Raw genomic sequence first — 16,976 nt, 5'->3', positions numbered from 1 at the left:
TGAATGCTAAGTGCATTCTCTGTTATACCATCCTCAATAATCCCAAAGGTCATATTTGTTGTATTTGATCTTAAAACGTTCTTGGCAGTATTAATAATTTTCCTGAGTTCATTATTCATACATTTACGGATGCCGAAGGGTAAAAAGACCACAATACGGGTAACTAACTCTTATTGTGGCATTGTTAATTATATTGTACGATCTGATTGTTGAAATTTGAGAAAATATACACGAGAGAAATGATAGAATCCACTTACACACTGATTTCTTAGATGTTTTAATTAATTGGGTTTAAAGAGTGTATTTACAAAATCACTAAAACTAGGAGATATTAATCTAACGAACTCTTGTTTTAACTCTTTATCTTCTTCAATATAATCCATATCACAGAAATAAACGGACTCTCGCTCCTCCCCACTGACTGACAAGCATATAAGGCTATCTGCAGGGTCAAACCCAATAGGAACAAAGTTGGAAGGTACTATATTACCCAAATTGTATTTCGTGTAATAATATTCCAAATCCTCATCTCTTTCTTTACCAAGTGGAAGAAATAACATGATTGACGATGTTATTGTTTTGTCATTTGTTTCAAACCTTCTTCTAACCGTTTTTCCACCATTTTGACAAAGAAGAAACTTCTTATAATCATCTGGTAGGTTTAAATTATACGTTTCTTCAAAAATTTTAATCGCTTTATTTTCAATTGGTTTAAATGAAGACTCAAATTCTATATTCACAAAAATCCACCTACTATTCTATAGAATATAATCTATTTAAAAGTTCCGTAAAGGTCTCACAAATGGGTGTTATCGCTTCTTCCCCTACTTCTTCATGATCATAGAATATAACATATGGAATTTTTTTGGAGTAGCGATAGTCAAAACAGATTAAGTTACCAAATGGGTCTCTTCCAAATGGAATAATTTCTTTGTTAATCGAATCCTTTGCAATATCATGAAACATTTTTATGTTTAGCTCACTATTTGTAAAACTAATCAAATCATTGAATACTCCTTGTGCACCGTTGTTATAATCAAAGATATTAGGTTCGGGGTAACCACCATTAAATTTTTTGATGCAATCCTTATAATCTTGAGGGAAGGTCACTTCAAAAAGTTGTTCAACTAAAACTATAGTAGCATCATCAACTGACTCTTCTACAAAAATCCATTTTTTCAATCCCATGATAACAACTCCAATATTTCATTTTTCAATTTTCCCGATCGACCTGGTTTTCCGCCACCCCAAATCGCTCTACCCCCAGTATGTCCTGCAACTTGATGTTCAAAATAATCAACTATTTGCATTTTTCCTGAGTCTTGATGATGATGCCAGGTTAAAGTTTTTGGTACTTTTCCTTCTTTTAACAAAGCTATTTCAACTTCGCTGAAATTTCCAGCAAGTTTTGAGTTGCTAGTAATATCAGCATATAGTTTTTTTGAAAGATATTCAAACTGTACACCATCTGGTTCTAAGTAAAATTTTTCAGGTAAAGCAGTATCATATTTCGAACCAAATATCGGGAAACCTTCTTTATCAAAATTCACCTGATAATCTTTCCCATTCTTCATAGAAGTAAACGTATAAGTAGTAGTACCATCCTCGTTACGAACTTTCTTTTTATAGTTTTTGGGAGCATTAGGTTTCCTAGTATATGGTGGTTGGTTTTTAGCTGCATGTTCCATAGCCTTTTCGTAAGCTTCTTGCTGTTTAGCTTGGGATGTTTTACCCGTCCCCCCAGGATCAGGTTTTTCAATTTCAGGCAGTTTTTCTGGTGGCTTATCCGGCTTCTTCAAGAACTTCGACACAGCATCTTTCGTATCCTGCCATGCCTCAGCAACCGTCTTATTCGGCGACATATAGCCGTAAACAAGCGCTTCTTTAGATTGTGAACTAGGAATTTCTAAATCCCCAATTGTTTTCTTCAGAGCCTGAACTGAATCCCCTATTTCTTTCACTTCCTGCTTTAAGCCCTTAATTACCAATGTTCCTTTTTCTTTCAAGTAACTTTTACCTATGTTACCCCATTCACTAATTTTCCCTACAAACTTACCAAACTTCTCCGCTACGGCGCCCATCCCGTTAACCAACCATGGCGCTACCTTATTAGCTCCCTGCCCGATGTACTCGCCTACCGTTTTTCCTACGATCTTCGCATCCAGCAATCCGACCGTGGCAGCGCTAATTCCCGCGCTGAAGGCTACTTGCTTCCAGCTAAAGCCTTCTTCGTTATCCGTAAGCTGGCTTACAATACTTTCTGCCGCTCCGGATATACCATTTACAGCCATTCTCCCTAACAGACTTGCACCACTGCCAAATGGCCCGAATATCGCCCCAGAGGCCGCCCCGATCATCGATTCTCGGAAGGCATCCGCGGCATAATCCCCGAAGTCGCTTACTTCTCCTCGCCGGATATCCGATACCGCCTTCGCTCCTACCGCTATACCTCCGGCTGCCACAGCTCCCGCGACTACCGCGCCAATCACTACCGCACCTGCTCCTAGCGTCGCCACGGTCACTGCCGCTACAACTGCTACAACTGCTACGACCGCCAATGCGCCGAGCACATTGGCTGCCAGTTTCCCCCAGCTAAACTTCTTCTTTTTCTTCGGCGTTTCAGTTTCAGACGGCGTTTCAGGCTTGACACCTTGCTTCGGCTCATCGTCGTAGGGCGCAAAGGAGGTCCGGTCTGTGCCTGCCGCCTTCACGTTTGTCCCCAGAAAGTGGTAATCTCCTTCAATGGTAAAACCGCTTTGTGCCGCTAATTTCTTCGCCATCAGTTGACTTTGGGCACGAATCACCACACGTTTCGGCGTGTAGAGGGAAATGTCCATCTTCGCGTTCAGCGTCAGCTTCTTATGGCTCGTCATCGTAATGCCCGTCTCGTCATCGAAGCTCAGTTTGAGCGGCTCTTTGCTCCCGCCTGTCAGATGAATCGCACTAGGCAGCAAGGCGAGTTCACTTCCATGCTCCGTTCCAAAATACCGCTGGCTCGGATCGCCCATCTTGGCGCAGCTCGCCCCATTGCTTCGCACAGAGCCGACAACCAAGGCGCCTGCTCCTGATGCATCAGGTACATACAAGCTCGCTTGCGTGCCCACCTTGGGCATGCAGTACATGGCACTTCCTGTCGCTGGCGAGAAAGGATACCAATGCGCGCCTTCCTTCGCCTGCTTGCTGTCCACGCTCAGGTGCAGCTTCACCTGCTCTCCCTTGACCTCCAGCACTTCTCCGGACAGCGAAATACCTGTCAGCTTGGCATTGTTCGCACGCTCTCGGCGTATCCCCTCCGCCCTTGACAGACGATACGTGTAGACGAAATCTCCCTGCTTCATCCGGCCCTTCACTTCGCTGACGATGAGCGATTTGCCTCGAAAGGCCACTTCATCTCCAAGCGACATGCGCGCGGTACTCTGTATGTCATAATAAAAGAAATCCGTATCATGCAAACCGGCCTCATAACCGCCTGCACGCTGAAAAGCCAGCAAGTCCTTGCCCGCTAGATAGGAAGTATCTGCCGACAAACTCAGACTTTTTCCTGGCGGTATACCTACGAAAAGCTTTGGTCTTGCTTCCAATATATCACAGACGACTACGCTCTGGAAATGACTCGCCAAGCGCTTCAGCAGTTCCCAGTCGGTCTCGTCATACTGGATGACTGGCTCGACAATCGGGACGCCTTCCCCTACGCGATAAAGGACATCATGACCTGGGTACGCGCTCACAAGCTCGTCCATTACCTCGGCGTACGACATCGACGTATTCTGAAACGTACGACGATGTCTTTTTCCATCCAGCATCGCACTGCCCGATAGGCCCTCCAGCTCGATATGATACACCCCTTGGGTATGCGTCGTATGCGCTGCGCTTATCCACCCTCGGAACAGCGTCGTTTCCTGCTGGCCGTCGCTTTCATAGACACGGATCTCATCGCTAGCCAAGGCTTGCAGTGTTGCACTGACGTTGACAGCCTCATCTACGATGCCACGCACCAGAAGCCGTCCATGCTCATTCGGTTGCCAAGTGATCTGTACATCCTCAAGTTGATGAATCGGATAGATCGTTTGCACACGCAAATGCTTCTCTACCGCTACTTCGCCCATTCTTCCACCTCCGCTTCCTTACGTATCCTGCTGTCCATTCGTAATAAAGGTAATGCCCTCCTTGTCTTGCTGATCCCCGCTCCCCTGTTCCCCTTTGTTATTCTGATAGCCGCAGACCAACCGTGATACGGTCGTTAAGGCTGGCTTGCCATCCACGATGGCGTTCTCCTTGGCCTGCATCCATTTGCCCATCTGGAGCGGACAACAAGGCTTGCCAGAAATGGTCTGGCCATTCTCAGCAATCAAATAAATCGTTTCTCCGCTTGGATTCAACGGACTTGTACAAATGCCAAAATGCGGCACGTTCACATGAAACAGGTAATCCCCTTCATTCATCATCGGCTTGTCATTTACATACGACCCATGACTCTCCGGCAAATTAATCCGTCGCTTGTGGGACCCGCAGCTGCAAACCATTTGAGCCCCTCTCACAATGTAGAACTCGTTCTCAGACATCGAAGCTCCCTCCTTATGCAACCTGCTATTCTACCAGTACGCGTACCAGTTGAACGCCTTCGAAATCCCTGCGCAGTATACTTTCAGCAACGTCCAGTCTCACCACGATCAGCGGTTTTTCGCTTTCTTTGATCTTGAAGATCCTCTTGCCCGTGAGCTGATCTCCTTGCAGAACCAACTTCCGGATCACACGCCCGTCTCCCGCTAGCTCACTATTCGGACTCAGCGCGCTCACTTCCTCAAAGATTGGCAAATAATAATTATGCTGGCGGCGATGAGCCATATCAATTAATGGGGTCAACTTGAATATCGTGTCCGGCGCATACAGTTCTACCAAACGTTTTAATCGTTCCGAGATGAGATACAAATGACGATCCATCACATCAGGAAAGCTGCTTTCCTTCTCCGCCTTCACTTTGAAGAACATCGTATCCGCCAGTTTATGAGCACTGGTGAGGTGAATATCTCTCGAATTCACCTGTTTCCTTGCATCCAGCAGCTCAGGTGCGTCAGTGAGCCGTTCATCCTGCTTTAACACAAAGTAGTCCTTCATTGCGCTTTCGCTCCATCGTTTCCGTCATCTACCGGTGTGTTCCCGGACACAAGCAGCTCGCTCTGATCGCGGAATTCCCCTACCATCCAGTGGATATCAGGCGTTTTTCCCATACGTAGATATCCATTACTGGTAAGCAGTGCTGAAATTCTTGTTTTCATAAATTCGATAGCCAGCAGGTGATACTTCACGGCTTCGATCTGCTTAATTCTCGCTATATCCATCGAGGTGACTTTGCGCGCATACGCGGACTTCTGCTTCTCCAGCTCCTCCATCCTTCGAAACAACGGATCAAAGATAAAGTCAGCTCGCCATCCTCCCACACACGCTGCGGCATCCATAAACCAGTTGTGATCATACGCATCAATGCGATAATCAGGCCTATTCTCCATAATGCTAGTCCGCATCAGAGAGATATACACATACCGAATATCCCCCTTTAAACCTTGCTCCTGAAGCTCCGACACCTGTGTCCATACGGATTCAAAAGCATCGCTAAAGCTTTGTTCGATGCTCGAACGCTGCGCCTCCAGCGCTTGGTCAATCGGCAGCAGGTCCTTCAGCCATTGATCGAAGACAAAGCTCTCCAGGAAATCATCCAGCGCTTCTTGCTTATTCAAGCTGTCTCCCCCTCCGCTTAAACGATATTGACCTTGCCTCCGCTGATCGTCACCTGATCCGTTATCGCAAGGCTTGCGTCCGCTTGCTTCAAATCCACGCCTTGCTCGCCCTGAATAACAACTTTCGCCCCGCCGGTAATTTCAATATCGTCTTCGGCAGACAGCATAATTTTCTTGTCGCTATTGATTTCAATCCCTCCATCGTCGGTTAGCTTCATAAGCAGCTTGCCGCTGCCGATAATCTCAACCGAGCCTGGCTTGAATACAATTTGTTTACCATATTTGGTACTAATACTCTTCACCGATGGATCGCTTCGCTTCTGGGGATCAGATGACGCTGTATTCACGGAACTGGCTGCAAACGCATGCTTCTCCTGCTCATCCGGAAAATAGAGGCGCACCTCATCGCCCTCTTCAGGCATACAATACCAACCGCTCCCGTCCGGTGAGGAATATACGGTGGAATAGGCGAACCATAATCCTCCAGATTGCCCTCCATCGATATGCAGATTCACTTTTACCTGATCCTTGGATACCCCGGCAATCTTGCCAAAAAGTGAGACTCCTGCCAGCGCATAGGCATATTCCGTCGGAACACCAAGCCCCTCTCGATCCTTCAACACGTAATCATGGATCATGACACCTTTGTCTATTCTTGTCTCGGCTCGATATACGTACAACGTCCGCCGCTGGAACTGTACAGGGCTGCACAAGGTCAGAATTTTGCTGCTGCTTACTTCATAGCTGATGCTATTCTGTTCATTCAAGTCGCTCATGCCATTCTCGGACTTCTGCTTATAGCCCTTCAGATCTTTCTTTATGGCATAGTTATAGGCGTCTAGCTTCTGGGGTTCCCCTTGATCCGGCAAGCCTACCGATACTTTCACACCACTTTGCGTACAAATCGGCACCAAAGGAGCGTGAAACTGAGAGGCCACTCTTCGTGCAAATTGCCAGTCTGTTTCCTTGTACTGTACCAGCAAACCGCCTGTCCTTTTGCCGTTTGAAGCTCCATCCGTTACATCAGCCTGCGGATAATCGGCTACGAGCTGGTTAAACAAAGCGGAATACGCTAGCTGCGTGTTTTGAAACGAGCGCGTTTTCTTCTTCATGTCCATCCGCATCGTTTCGCTATACGCCTCCACCATGAGCTTTCTTACCCCATTAACGGCTTGTACCGTCAGACGGGTAACCATCCCTTGAAAAAGAATAATCGTCCGATCCTTATCCTGCACCGACACCTGAATCCGTTCTTCATCGTCGGCTCGCTCCACATACTGATCCAGCTTATCTTCGGGAACGATTCCGCTGAGCGTCAGGTGCGAATGTTCTCCTGCTTGCTGAACAAGTTTGAAATCCAGCAGACTTTCAAACTCATACGGGAAGACGACCATGTCCGTGTACGTATGCCTCTTTTCGCTCATGCGGATCCCCCACCTTCCTCCTCATGTATGATCCTTATCGTGCGAATGACTTGACGGGCGGCTTCTTGCCAATCCTCATAATCCCCATACGGACAGCAAAAAGTACCCATCACCGTCTTACCCTCAAATTCAAAAAAGAACATGATGTAATAAATAAATCCGTCCAACGCAGCCCCTTTGAAATCAAAATAGCCAATCGGCTTGCCGCCCGCTTCTTCCAGCCCTTCCGTATAAAAAACATGCGTCGGGTTCATTCTTTTAATCAAAGCCTTCATGCCCTCCGTCAGTTCCTGAACCGATTCATCATCCAGCTCCTGATCGATTTGGCTTAGCGTAAAATTGATCCCGCCTGTCTCATCGCTCTTAATAATTTGTGGACGCTGTTCATACGGGTATTTCAGCTTGCTTTGCTCCTCCGGCATATCTACGAAGTCGCTAGGCATAAGCACCTTTAGCTTTCCATCAAAAAAAGCCAACTCCGTAAACTCATAGTAGCGCTTGCCTACACGCACAGGCCCTGTACGAATGTCATTGGGCTGTTGGCTTTTCTCCACTTCATTGATGAAAGCAAGTATCCTCTCATCCGCATACTCCATCGTTTTCACGCCTCCCTTAGGTTGCCGAACATGACTTATAATCCCTCAATCCACAAGCATCCGACGTGGTCCACCCGATCTCAGATCAGGTCTCGCCCGCGTGCCCAACTGCGCCTCCTCCAGAATACGGGTTAAATATTTGTGAATCTGTACGTTGTCATATGCCTTATATTCCATTCCCAACCGACTCCCGATATAACGAAGAATCAATTCCCGATTCACAGTATTCTGATTCAGACACTGCATGGCAAATGCAATGTCATACGCATTCGTACTGCCAGCGCTTAACAATTCTGCGCCGTAATATCGCGTCAGCTGGGGGCTCAAACTGCTTTGACCTACCGCTGAATAGGGAATGTGAAGCCTATTCCACGTGTTATACTCCGTTGCGAAATCCGCAAAACTCTGGTAGTCCGAGCGCAGTTTGGCCCCTTCCTTCAGCTTGAATCTGCCGAGCTCCAGCTCGTTTCCTCGTAGGGAAACTTCGTGATCAAGCACAATATCTGCCTTGTAAAGGGTGAAATCAGACTGTTCCACCGCTTCCCCGAAGCGGATTTTCAGCACGGTCTCCCTACCGTTCGCCTGATACGGGAGCGAGTAGTCCTGCTCCAACGCATAGATTCTGCTCCCGAACTTGACAAGACCGCGGGACACAACAAGCTGCTCCGCTGTAATCCGCACCTCCGCCCCAGCTACGATCCCCTCCGAGTAAGCCTCGGTGGACAGCTCGGTGAAGCGCCTCGGAACATCCCGCAAACTTTCCAGCATATCCCCTTTGAGAATACGGCCTTTCGTAAAATTCGGATAAACGTTCGTGAACAATCCGCTCCTCCTCCTCTCTGCTCACCGGACTCATTGCCAGCTCTATTTCCAACCATCGAAGAAATCCAGCTCCGACAAATCGCCCTCAAAGGCAAAAAATTGCTTCGCCCCCCAATATAACTGCTCTTCCCGCCTAGCAATCGGCAGCACATGGAAGCCCCAAGCGTTCGACTCAGCGAATACGAATAGCTTCACTTCGCCGTTGATAATCGCGTCCGTGTCATCTTGCGGAATTTTCTCACCATACGCTTTCTTAATTTCCTCATAGCGAATCGGCTCGTAGCTGCTGGCATCGCTGGTGTATACATAGGTGTGCTTGATTTCTCCGTCGCTTCCCTTCAAATAAAGTTCCACCTCGACGGCGCTGAGCGGACGGGATACGGAGCCTTGTACGTGACTCAGCCTCTCCTGCATACGGATCAGCAGCTTTTCTTGTCGGCTGTGCGTAAAAGCAACAACCGAGTACGGCACCATCGGCGCCTCATTCGTCATGCTCGTTTCAATGACGCCTGCCTTGCGGTCGTGCAAATAACGGATGGCGCCTCGCAGGCAAGCGAGCTTTAAGTCAGGGACTTGTCCCGCATGCTCCGTCTTTTGGCGGAATTCAATACTGCGTCCGGCTACGAACTCCTTTAGAGCCTCCCGAAAAACATCGATGGTACAGGATTGCCCCGTCAGCTTAATAATGTCATAATCCTGGAGCTTCCCTTCCTGGTAATAATCTTCCAAAAACTTACGCACGATGTCATAAATATCCGCTTTAATCAGTTGATTGATTTCTTTGATGTTGAACACGACATTCGGAAAATCATATACATCCTTCATGACATCATGATCCGTAAGCGACAAGCACCAGCGATCTACAGCCGTAATTTTCAGATCATTTTCCTGCAGACCACCGCTGGCTGAATCAAACCGATTACGGACAATGCCCGTTTTACGGAAAAATTCCTTTTTCATATTGTCCGCGATTTCCCAGAGGAAATAGAAATTGCTGCGCACGCGCAAATACTCTTCGCGTGTCCGATTTTCATACGCTTTGAACCGGGTCGGGATCAGCTTTTCGGCCTCTCGATAAGCGGCTTCGAAGCCCTCGTACACCGAGCTTACGCCGTATTCATCCACATGCCGATACAAATCCGTTCCTGGAATATCAATCAATTGATCAATATCCGTCATGCGCCTGCGAGTGCTGTAATAATCAGCGAACACTATTTTCATAAATTGCATAATGCGGTAAGTAATATTATTGCCGCCATAATTGGTATCGCCGTTCTCATAGGCAGTATGAATCGTGAGCTTATACGAAAGGTGTCCGTCTTCGATCCGAAATCTGCAAGAGGATAGGTCCGTTGTACCCCCGCCGCAATCGATGACAAGCGCCTGATACAGCTCTCCATCCATAAAGCTGCGTTTTTCAATCTGATCAGCAATCGTGTTGTAAAGCACAGCCATGCCTTCATCTAATCCATGTTCCGTCCCCAGCCCATATTCCGGCAAAATGTCGGCAAACATGTCACTGAACTGCATTTTCAGCTTCACCGGACTGGAGATATGTAAATTTTTGAAACGACATTTGAACTGATGCTCCGCCATCTCCACCACATGAGTCAGATAAGCCCGCAGAATATCGCTTCTTTGGACAGTTGCCACATTGCCTTGCGGGTCCATCAGCTCTTCGGTCTGCTTATAGTTGTTGACCCAGCGCTTAATGCTGTGAAACACAGTGGCATGGCCTGTATAGCCATTCTTCTTCATCGCGTTCAACGCTTCATAGCCGTAATGGTACCGAATCCTGGAAGCATTCGAACAATCCGCCACGCTGATCACCGTCGGCAGCGCCTCAATCCATTCCTCTGCCTGACGAGTCGCGCGGGGAAAGGACACATAATTAATGCGTCCCAACTGGGTTATGCCGTTTAACTGATCTTGAGCAGAGGGCGCAGAAATATACGAACGATCCAGAAAAGCACCCGCTGTCGTATTCGAAGTACCAAAATCGATGGCCAGCACAACTTCCGTTTCTTCTAAGTCCCTAATCTCCAGATCGGCTATTGGCATGCGGCAGTAGTGAAGATTAACCGGAGGGAGCGGCTTGTCCTGCTGATATGACTTGTATATATATTCAGAATCCTGCTTGCGCAAAAAGAGGAAGCTATAATTTTGATTGGCCGTTTTACGGAAAGGAATCTCTTTGGACGCACCCAGGAAGTAAACACCAGGCTCCGCTCCATCCTTAATGAGATAGACAATTCCGCACAACTCTTGATGATCATTCACGATCAGGACATTCGACTCGGTGAATGTGCTGGGAACTTCAATCCGGTACCTGTCCCTGCTGTCTACCTGAAGTCCCGCATAAAGCGCTAGCTTCGCAGGCACCTTGAGGCTGCCATCGTCCCTCAGCGGCGTATTCAGGTAGCGCTTTAACACAGCTTCCACCCGCTCATGTCCGCCGCTTTTAAAGCTTTGGATCAGCAAGCTTTGCTCCGCGTTGCGATATTTCAGTACCGTTCGTATGAGCGCTTCTCTGTCCAGCGAGCCCGATAGCCCTTCCACGAGCTTCTCCTTATGACAAATACTTCGCAATTGCAAAGTCGTCATCTCTGATAACTCTTCTCGTTTGTAGGTGGTCTGGCTGCGCTCTTCCCGTTCCATGGGCCGTGACGAATTCAGCTTATAGGTATACCCCTTCATGTCACTTTCATCCTCTCTTGCTCCCCGTTCAATGTATGGCAATACGGTCAACCCGCATCGTTTCTTCGACATCGATAATGCCAAAATGATGTTCCCAATAGGTTAGTGTGTGGAAACGAACGGGCAGGAAAATTGTTTTAATCAACTCCAGCTTAGCGAGTGACGTGGCCGTCTTCTCCTGACCAACATAGAACAAGAGCTCGTCCCTTTCTTCGCAATTTGCGTAAATCGTGGAATGCTTGAACAGCTTCCGCATCGTATCTTTCAACAGATAGACGGCTTCACCTGTCTCATACAGACTGAGGATATTGCCCGCCACGACCTCCTGCTCTTCTTGGCTCAGCAGCTTCATCTTCTCCCAGACGCTGCTTCCGAATATCCCTGACTCCAAATCCCGCAGCACGAATTTAATATAAAACTCGCGTTTATTCATGCCCATCTGTAAATCCATATCAGCCAAAAAATGAATGAAAATATCGAACAACGTTTGCCGAAGCTCCGTTTCTTCCTTATTGTTAATGTCAAATAAATCCCGAAAAATATCATAGAAACGATAGTATGGATTGACTTCCACCTTAGCATCTACCGTTGTGGCGTTCAGGGTTTCATGGCTGAGCTCCATGTAGGGCGAGTAAACCTGGGCTGGAGAAAAATACAGATCACTCTTGGCCAGATTATTTTGTCTAGCCTTAATAACCAGATCCCAAATATAATTCACGCCCATTCTCCTTCGCATTTATATTCGGGGAAATAGATTTGAACCTCAGACACAAGAAAACTCATCAAATCATCGATAATAAAGCTATCACTCCCGCGATTGCGAAATCGTAACCGCATGATCTTCTTATCGCTCTCTACACGAACGTGATCGCTGATGAATGAATTCATTTCATAAGTCGCTTGTTTTCCATCTGCTTTGTCTAGAATGTCCACCTGCTCCAAATCCAGCAGCTCACAAGCCTCAAAGGAATTAACGATTCGGTTAATCTCCCCTGTAGCCCGCACGGTTAGTGCTTGTTTGCGGGCAAATCCGCCCGTAAAGCTATCTTTTCGCTTATTGGAAACGAGTCCATAAGGCAGTCTGCCGATCTTAGTTGCGATCGGCCTTGTAATTTTGAACACCTGCCATATCCCGGACTTCTCCTGCGGAGAGACCACAGTCAGTTCCTCTGGCATGCGCTTGATATATCGGATCAGCTCCGCATCCCCGTCAACGAGATAGCCGTGCTCCGCTCCCGTTTTCCGTAAAGACAACACATGTTCAAAATTCACCCGATCTGTCGCAGGAATGGGAAAGCCGACATTTTTGAGCGCCAGCCTTTCTATGTTCCATAGAGGCACCATATCCAACTTCTTAAAAGCGTCAAACTCCTCCAAATGAACACGGATTTCGAGAAGATCCTCATCTGCGCCAATCGTCCCTGAATCCCCTGTCCACACCAGATCAAAAAACTTATTAGCATAAGGGTGATTCATCGTTTTCCACGGTATATTATTTTTTTGGAATACATGATAAAGCTTTTCCAGTTCACCCATATAGGTCAAATTCTGCTGTAAGCGAACTTGTATCGCATGCTTCCCGCGAGAAGTAACAAGCTCTCCGCGAAACACTCGGCTTCCTCGCAGCAGCTCCTGAATTTTGCGGTATTCGCATTGAAAAAACGCCGTCATCAGCAGCGCCTCTCCTTCCGAGCTCTTCTGAGCCAGCACATGCTTCATATCAAAGACAGGCTTCTCGTGATCTCCCTCTACCATCGGATACAGAAACTCATGGATAGGATCAATCTCTTCCCTTGGGCAGATGGTGACATATATGTCCTGTCCTTCTTCACTCGCTTCCACTTCCTTGAACACCCGCTCTTCCAGCTTGCGGTTTACTTCTTCCTGATAGTCCACCAAGTTTAAAAATACGCCCGTCATGATGTTCTTTAGAAGCTTGCGCTGCTCCAGATCATCCATTCGGCTTAATCGATCCAGAATAATATCTTTCATGAGAATTACTTCCTCCCTGCCTCCTGGTTGTTGCCCTTGTCAGGCGAAGCATCTTGACTCGCCGCTGCGTTAGGTAATTTGGGCGCTGCTGCTGTCCCCTCGGCGGCGGCACTCGAAGCAGGGAGCGCAGGTGTCGGCGGGTTTAATTTCTCTTGAGCTTTCGTTATTTTCCGTTCGACGCCGAGCACTTTTTCCAACATGCCGATTTCCTGGTACACCTCTTGGGCCATGGCATAGGCATCAACAGATTGCTGAAAGTCTTGGGCGGCATAGCTCTGGTCGCCTTTCTTCTCCAGCTTGTCAGCGTCCAGCTGCCTCTTTTCCTTTTGTACGCCAGCCATCTTGGCATCTACGTTATCGATCTTCCCTGCAAGTTCTTTTTCCCCATTGCTAAAAGCGGCCTCTGCGGCTTTCTTTTTCGCCTTCACATACAATTCTTTTGCTCCTTCGTAATCTTGACCTTGAAACTTCTGGTCACCTTGCTTGATTAAATTCGCAACTTCCAGAAATGATGTCGTTTTGCTAATCTGCGCTTCCAAATCTTTTACATTGTAATCTCCCTGTGAACGCGCTTCCTTCTGAGCCTTCTCATAACTGGCAAGAGCCTTCGTATAATCGCCCTCTTTGAAAGCGGCATCTCCGTCCACGACAAGCTGCGCCGTTCTTTGCTTTTTCGTCAGCAATTGCATGTGCAGCTTATCATTCACTTTAATGGAAGCATTCCGCGCTTCACTGTACTCCTTAATCGCATTCGGATAGTTGCCATCCTGCACAGCGACGTCCCCATCCTTCTCATGTTCAAAGATAGCAGCCACCGCCTCCGCCTTAGCCTTAACCGCGCGCGCTTTATAATAGAGGGCTCCCCCCCCAAGCAATATCAAGGGAATGAGCACCATTGCAATCGTTTTTACAAGCTTCCATCTGTTCTTCGGAGGCTCTTGATAGACTTTATCCGCATAAATTGCCGCAACCGTATAATTCGGAATCACCTTCGTCTGCTTGCTCAGCAAAACATCCTCAATCGTATCGACGAGATCGGACGGATCCTTGGCTTCTTCCAGCGCATCCAGCATCTCTGCTCCGTCCACGCGCTCCCATATTCCTCGGGTACAGAGCAGAAGCACATCTCCATCGGATAACTTCACCTTCCGGGATATACTGGGATTAAATTCCCCACGTTTGCCCAAGTACCATAGCAAATTCGTTCTTTCCTCGTGCCGGTCCAGCGCATCCTGCGGAAGCTTCTCTGCATTAATCATCGTTTGCGTTAAGCTCTGGTCCTTGCTTTTTTCCAACAATCTTCCATTTCGAAAATGATACAGTCGCGTATTTCCAGCAACTGCCCCAATCATCGTTGTATAATTCGTCACGATCATGGTCAGGCTTGCCTTGCGCCGAACTCTCCTGCTTTCCACTTGCAATAAATCGTGGGCCTCCCGCAAATAGCTTTTCATCGCCCTTGAAGAAAGTTTTGGTTTTTGTATAAATTTACCAATTACAGCTTTAACAGCCATTTCGGCGCTTTCCATCTCTGTATCGGAGTCCAGCCCTTGAGCGATAACCCAACAAGCCAAATCGTCATGCTCTGTGAAAGCAAAATACTCCTTGTTTCGAACAAATGTCCCTTCTTCCGATATAAAGCTGGTCTTGAATTTGCTGTTATCCTTTCTCATCGCTGCCTCCCTGCTTTTACCAGCCTTTTTCCAGGATAATAATAGTCGCATTGTCTTGATGCTTGATCTCTTTTTGTTCAATTGCTTCTATGATGGCCTGGGCAGCATCGTAAGCGTTAAGTGGGAGTGACAGCAGCTGCTCCAACTCCACTTCTGTGAGCGTATTCGTTACACCATCACTGCACAGCAGCACGCGATCCAGCTTCTGTAAGTGGATGGGTTTCTGGCAAATTTCTATATTTTTGAAAGCTTCATAGCCCAAATAATTAACGAGCTGGTTCTTCATTGGACTGTCCAAAGCCTCATCCTTCGTAATTTCTCTCGACACATAGCGCTCCTCTAGCACGGCTTCCAAGATGTGCTTATGGTTGACGTCGATAAACTCTCCGTTTCGGAAAATCTTGATTAGACTATCCCCCACAGCACCCCAGTACAGCAGCCCTTCGCTAATAATGACAGCAACCAATGTCGTACCGCCTTGAACCCCTTTGAGGCTTCGTATAATTTCCGTATTACTAACACGTGCCGCTTTGGTAAAATAGCCTGAGATATCTGTCAAATTCTCCAGCTTTAGAAACTCTTTGACAAACGTGGTTACGGCTTGCGTGCTCGCGACTCGACCACCGGACAATCCGCTGATGCCATCGGCAAGTACAGAAATTGTGCCATGCGAATTCATGATGGTCGCAAAGTAATCATCTTGTTCCACACGTTGACCAATCGTTTGCCCATTGCCAATTTCCATACTAGGTTTCATCTTTGACTGAGTGCCCTTCAGACAAGCCCGTATAATCAATAAAACGAAGATAAGAAACGTAAGACCCAATACAATTTTGTAAGGCGTCAGCCCTTGCTGCGTCAAAATGCTCATGCTTTTTCACTCGCTTCGTTATCCCACTCAAAGTGAACGCCACACAGCGGAATAAATAAAAACTTGCTCTTGCCGAGCTGAATCACGTCATAGGCTGTCATCTCTACAGGCGTATATACCGCTTCATTGTTGTGATAAGCGAGTCCGGAAGCATCGCCAGGGAGAAGATAAAAGTTTCTTTTCTTCGGATCATAAACAATCACAGCATGATTACGGCGGGAAATGGTATTATCCCCAATGATTCGAATATGCATGTCCTCTGAACGGCCGATAAAGTTTTTCTCCGCCATAATGCGGTAATCTTGCCCGAGCTGCGCGCCTTCGATGCAAACCAACCAACCGGTAACCGCCTCGACCCCTTGAGATTCTCCTAAATACGGCATCGTTTTATCATTCTCAAGAGCTCTTGCTGCTTTGGAGTTGTCTGATTGAGACGCCTGCTCCACCACCAAGCTGCAGTAGGGACATACGCTGCCATGCTTTCTCATACTGAACATGTGTCCGTTGGCACACCGTGTCAAACTCATTGTCGTCATTCCCCCGTATTGGTCTTCGCCAATTCACTTGATTACTGTACGAGTAATCTCGTATTCGCAATATAAATCATGTCTCCGCTATCAATCTTGTAGGGTGCTTCGTTCTCCAGCACCTGCTTAGTGCTTGCACCTTTCCGCTTAATCCCAACGCCGTTGCGGGAATCGAGATCTTCCAGGTACCAGATACCCGAGGCATAATTCAGCACAGCATGCTGCTTGCTGATTAATGACGCATACTCCGCATCCGCCAAATCCACTTCCACCTCGTTGTCCGTCGAGCTTTTCCCAATTAACAAAGCGGTTTCCCCCTGAATGTACCATTCCTTCATTTTCTCCCCGTCCTCACTGAGCATAGCCAGCTTCGAAATACTGGAAGACGATGCTTGCACGCTTAGAACCTGCGCCTGCGGACCATTCTGAGGCGTCTCGCTCTTTTTCAATGCGTACATATAGAAGCAGAACAAAGCAGTGATCCCTACAATACATTTCAACAGGTAAAAGGGATTCCATATAAACGTGTACATCAGGACTGAAACTGTCAAAATAACGATCGCAACGTCAATGCCTCTTATCCAAGCATTTTTCTTGTCTTTCGCGATCAAGGATTCGGCTGCGTCCTGCATATCCAAT

At 47.3% G+C, this 16,976-nt stretch carries 16 protein-coding genes; all 16 read right to left on the bottom strand.

Going from position 1 to position 16,976, the window contains the following annotated elements:
* Nucleotides 1-281: 281 nt before the first annotated feature.
* The 16 genes from BC351_RS41105 to BC351_RS41030 are packed head-to-tail and all read right to left on the bottom strand — an operon-like array spanning nt 282 to nt 16,969.
* Nucleotides 282-740 carry an SMI1/KNR4 family protein gene (locus BC351_RS41105; protein WP_079421469.1) on the bottom strand — a complete coding sequence of 153 codons (459 nt, stop codon included), beginning with the start codon at nt 738-740 and terminating at the stop codon, nt 282-284.
* A 13-nt stretch (nt 741-753) separates the two neighbouring features.
* Nucleotides 754-1,188, bottom strand: coding sequence for an SMI1/KNR4 family protein (locus BC351_RS41100; protein WP_079421468.1), 435 nt, complete (start codon nt 1,186-1,188; stop codon nt 754-756).
* Nucleotides 1,179-4,106, bottom strand: coding sequence for an HNH endonuclease (locus BC351_RS41095; protein WP_079421467.1), 2,928 nt, complete (start codon nt 4,104-4,106; stop codon nt 1,179-1,181). Before BC351_RS41095 ends, BC351_RS41100 begins: the two co-directional genes overlap by 10 nt.
* Before the next feature lie 18 nt (nt 4,107-4,124).
* Nucleotides 4,125-4,562: a DUF4280 domain-containing protein gene (locus BC351_RS41090; RefSeq protein ID WP_079421466.1), complete on the bottom strand. Its 438-nt coding sequence runs from the start codon at nt 4,560-4,562 to the stop codon at nt 4,125-4,127.
* A 25-nt stretch (nt 4,563-4,587) separates the two neighbouring features.
* On the bottom strand, nt 4,588-5,115 hold the full coding sequence (locus BC351_RS41085) for a hypothetical protein (protein ID WP_079421465.1): 528 nt from the start codon (nt 5,113-5,115) through the stop codon (nt 4,588-4,590).
* Nucleotides 5,112-5,735: a hypothetical protein gene (locus BC351_RS41080; RefSeq protein WP_079421464.1), complete on the bottom strand. Its 624-nt coding sequence runs from the start codon at nt 5,733-5,735 to the stop codon at nt 5,112-5,114. The genes BC351_RS41085 and BC351_RS41080 overlap by 4 nt, the downstream gene beginning before the upstream one ends.
* A 17-nt stretch (nt 5,736-5,752) precedes the next feature.
* The gene (locus BC351_RS41075; RefSeq protein WP_079421463.1) at nt 5,753-7,159 is read right to left on the bottom strand and encodes a type VI secretion system Vgr family protein; all 1,407 of its coding nucleotides are present in this window, start codon (nt 7,157-7,159) and stop codon (nt 5,753-5,755) included.
* Nucleotides 7,156-7,755: a hypothetical protein gene (locus BC351_RS41070; RefSeq protein WP_079421462.1), complete on the bottom strand. Its 600-nt coding sequence runs from the start codon at nt 7,753-7,755 to the stop codon at nt 7,156-7,158. The genes BC351_RS41075 and BC351_RS41070 overlap by 4 nt, the downstream gene beginning before the upstream one ends.
* Nucleotides 7,756-7,800: 45 nt before the next feature.
* Entirely contained in the window at nt 7,801-8,577 is a 777-nt protein-coding gene (locus BC351_RS41065) for a DNA and RNA helicase (protein ID WP_079421461.1), read from the bottom strand.
* A gap of 42 nt (nt 8,578-8,619) precedes the next feature.
* Nucleotides 8,620-11,274 carry an acetate and sugar kinases/Hsc70/actin family protein gene (locus BC351_RS41060; RefSeq protein WP_079421460.1) on the bottom strand — a complete coding sequence of 885 codons (2,655 nt, stop codon included), beginning with the start codon at nt 11,272-11,274 and terminating at the stop codon, nt 8,620-8,622.
* A 28-nt stretch (nt 11,275-11,302) separates the two neighbouring features.
* Entirely contained in the window at nt 11,303-11,998 is a 696-nt protein-coding gene (locus BC351_RS41055; RefSeq protein ID WP_079421459.1) for an iron-dependent peroxidase, read from the bottom strand.
* Nucleotides 11,989-13,266, bottom strand: coding sequence for a normocyte-binding protein (locus BC351_RS41050; protein ID WP_079421458.1), 1,278 nt, complete (start codon nt 13,264-13,266; stop codon nt 11,989-11,991). The genes BC351_RS41055 and BC351_RS41050 overlap by 10 nt, the downstream gene beginning before the upstream one ends.
* Before the next feature lie 5 nt (nt 13,267-13,271).
* The gene (locus BC351_RS41045) at nt 13,272-14,939 is read right to left on the bottom strand and encodes a PP2C family protein-serine/threonine phosphatase (protein WP_144028708.1); all 1,668 of its coding nucleotides are present in this window, start codon (nt 14,937-14,939) and stop codon (nt 13,272-13,274) included.
* Between the two features lie 16 nt (nt 14,940-14,955).
* Nucleotides 14,956-15,810, bottom strand: a complete 855-nt coding sequence (locus BC351_RS41040) for a PP2C family protein-serine/threonine phosphatase (RefSeq protein WP_079421457.1) — start codon at nt 15,808-15,810, stop codon at nt 14,956-14,958.
* Nucleotides 15,807-16,337, bottom strand: a complete 531-nt coding sequence (locus tag BC351_RS41035; protein WP_079421456.1) for an FHA domain-containing protein — start codon at nt 16,335-16,337, stop codon at nt 15,807-15,809. Before BC351_RS41035 ends, BC351_RS41040 begins: the two co-directional genes overlap by 4 nt.
* A 41-nt stretch (nt 16,338-16,378) precedes the next feature.
* The gene (locus BC351_RS41030; protein WP_244209357.1) at nt 16,379-16,969 is read right to left on the bottom strand and encodes an FHA domain-containing protein; all 591 of its coding nucleotides are present in this window, start codon (nt 16,967-16,969) and stop codon (nt 16,379-16,381) included.
* Nucleotides 16,970-16,976: the final 7 nt, after the last annotated feature.

The organism is Paenibacillus ferrarius, assembly GCF_002027705.1.
Taxonomy (GTDB): Bacteria; Bacillota; Bacilli; order Paenibacillales; family NBRC-103111; genus Paenibacillus_E; species Paenibacillus_E ferrarius.
Note: the sequence above shows the minus strand (reverse complement) of the source record. Positions and strands in the feature narration are given on the sequence as shown.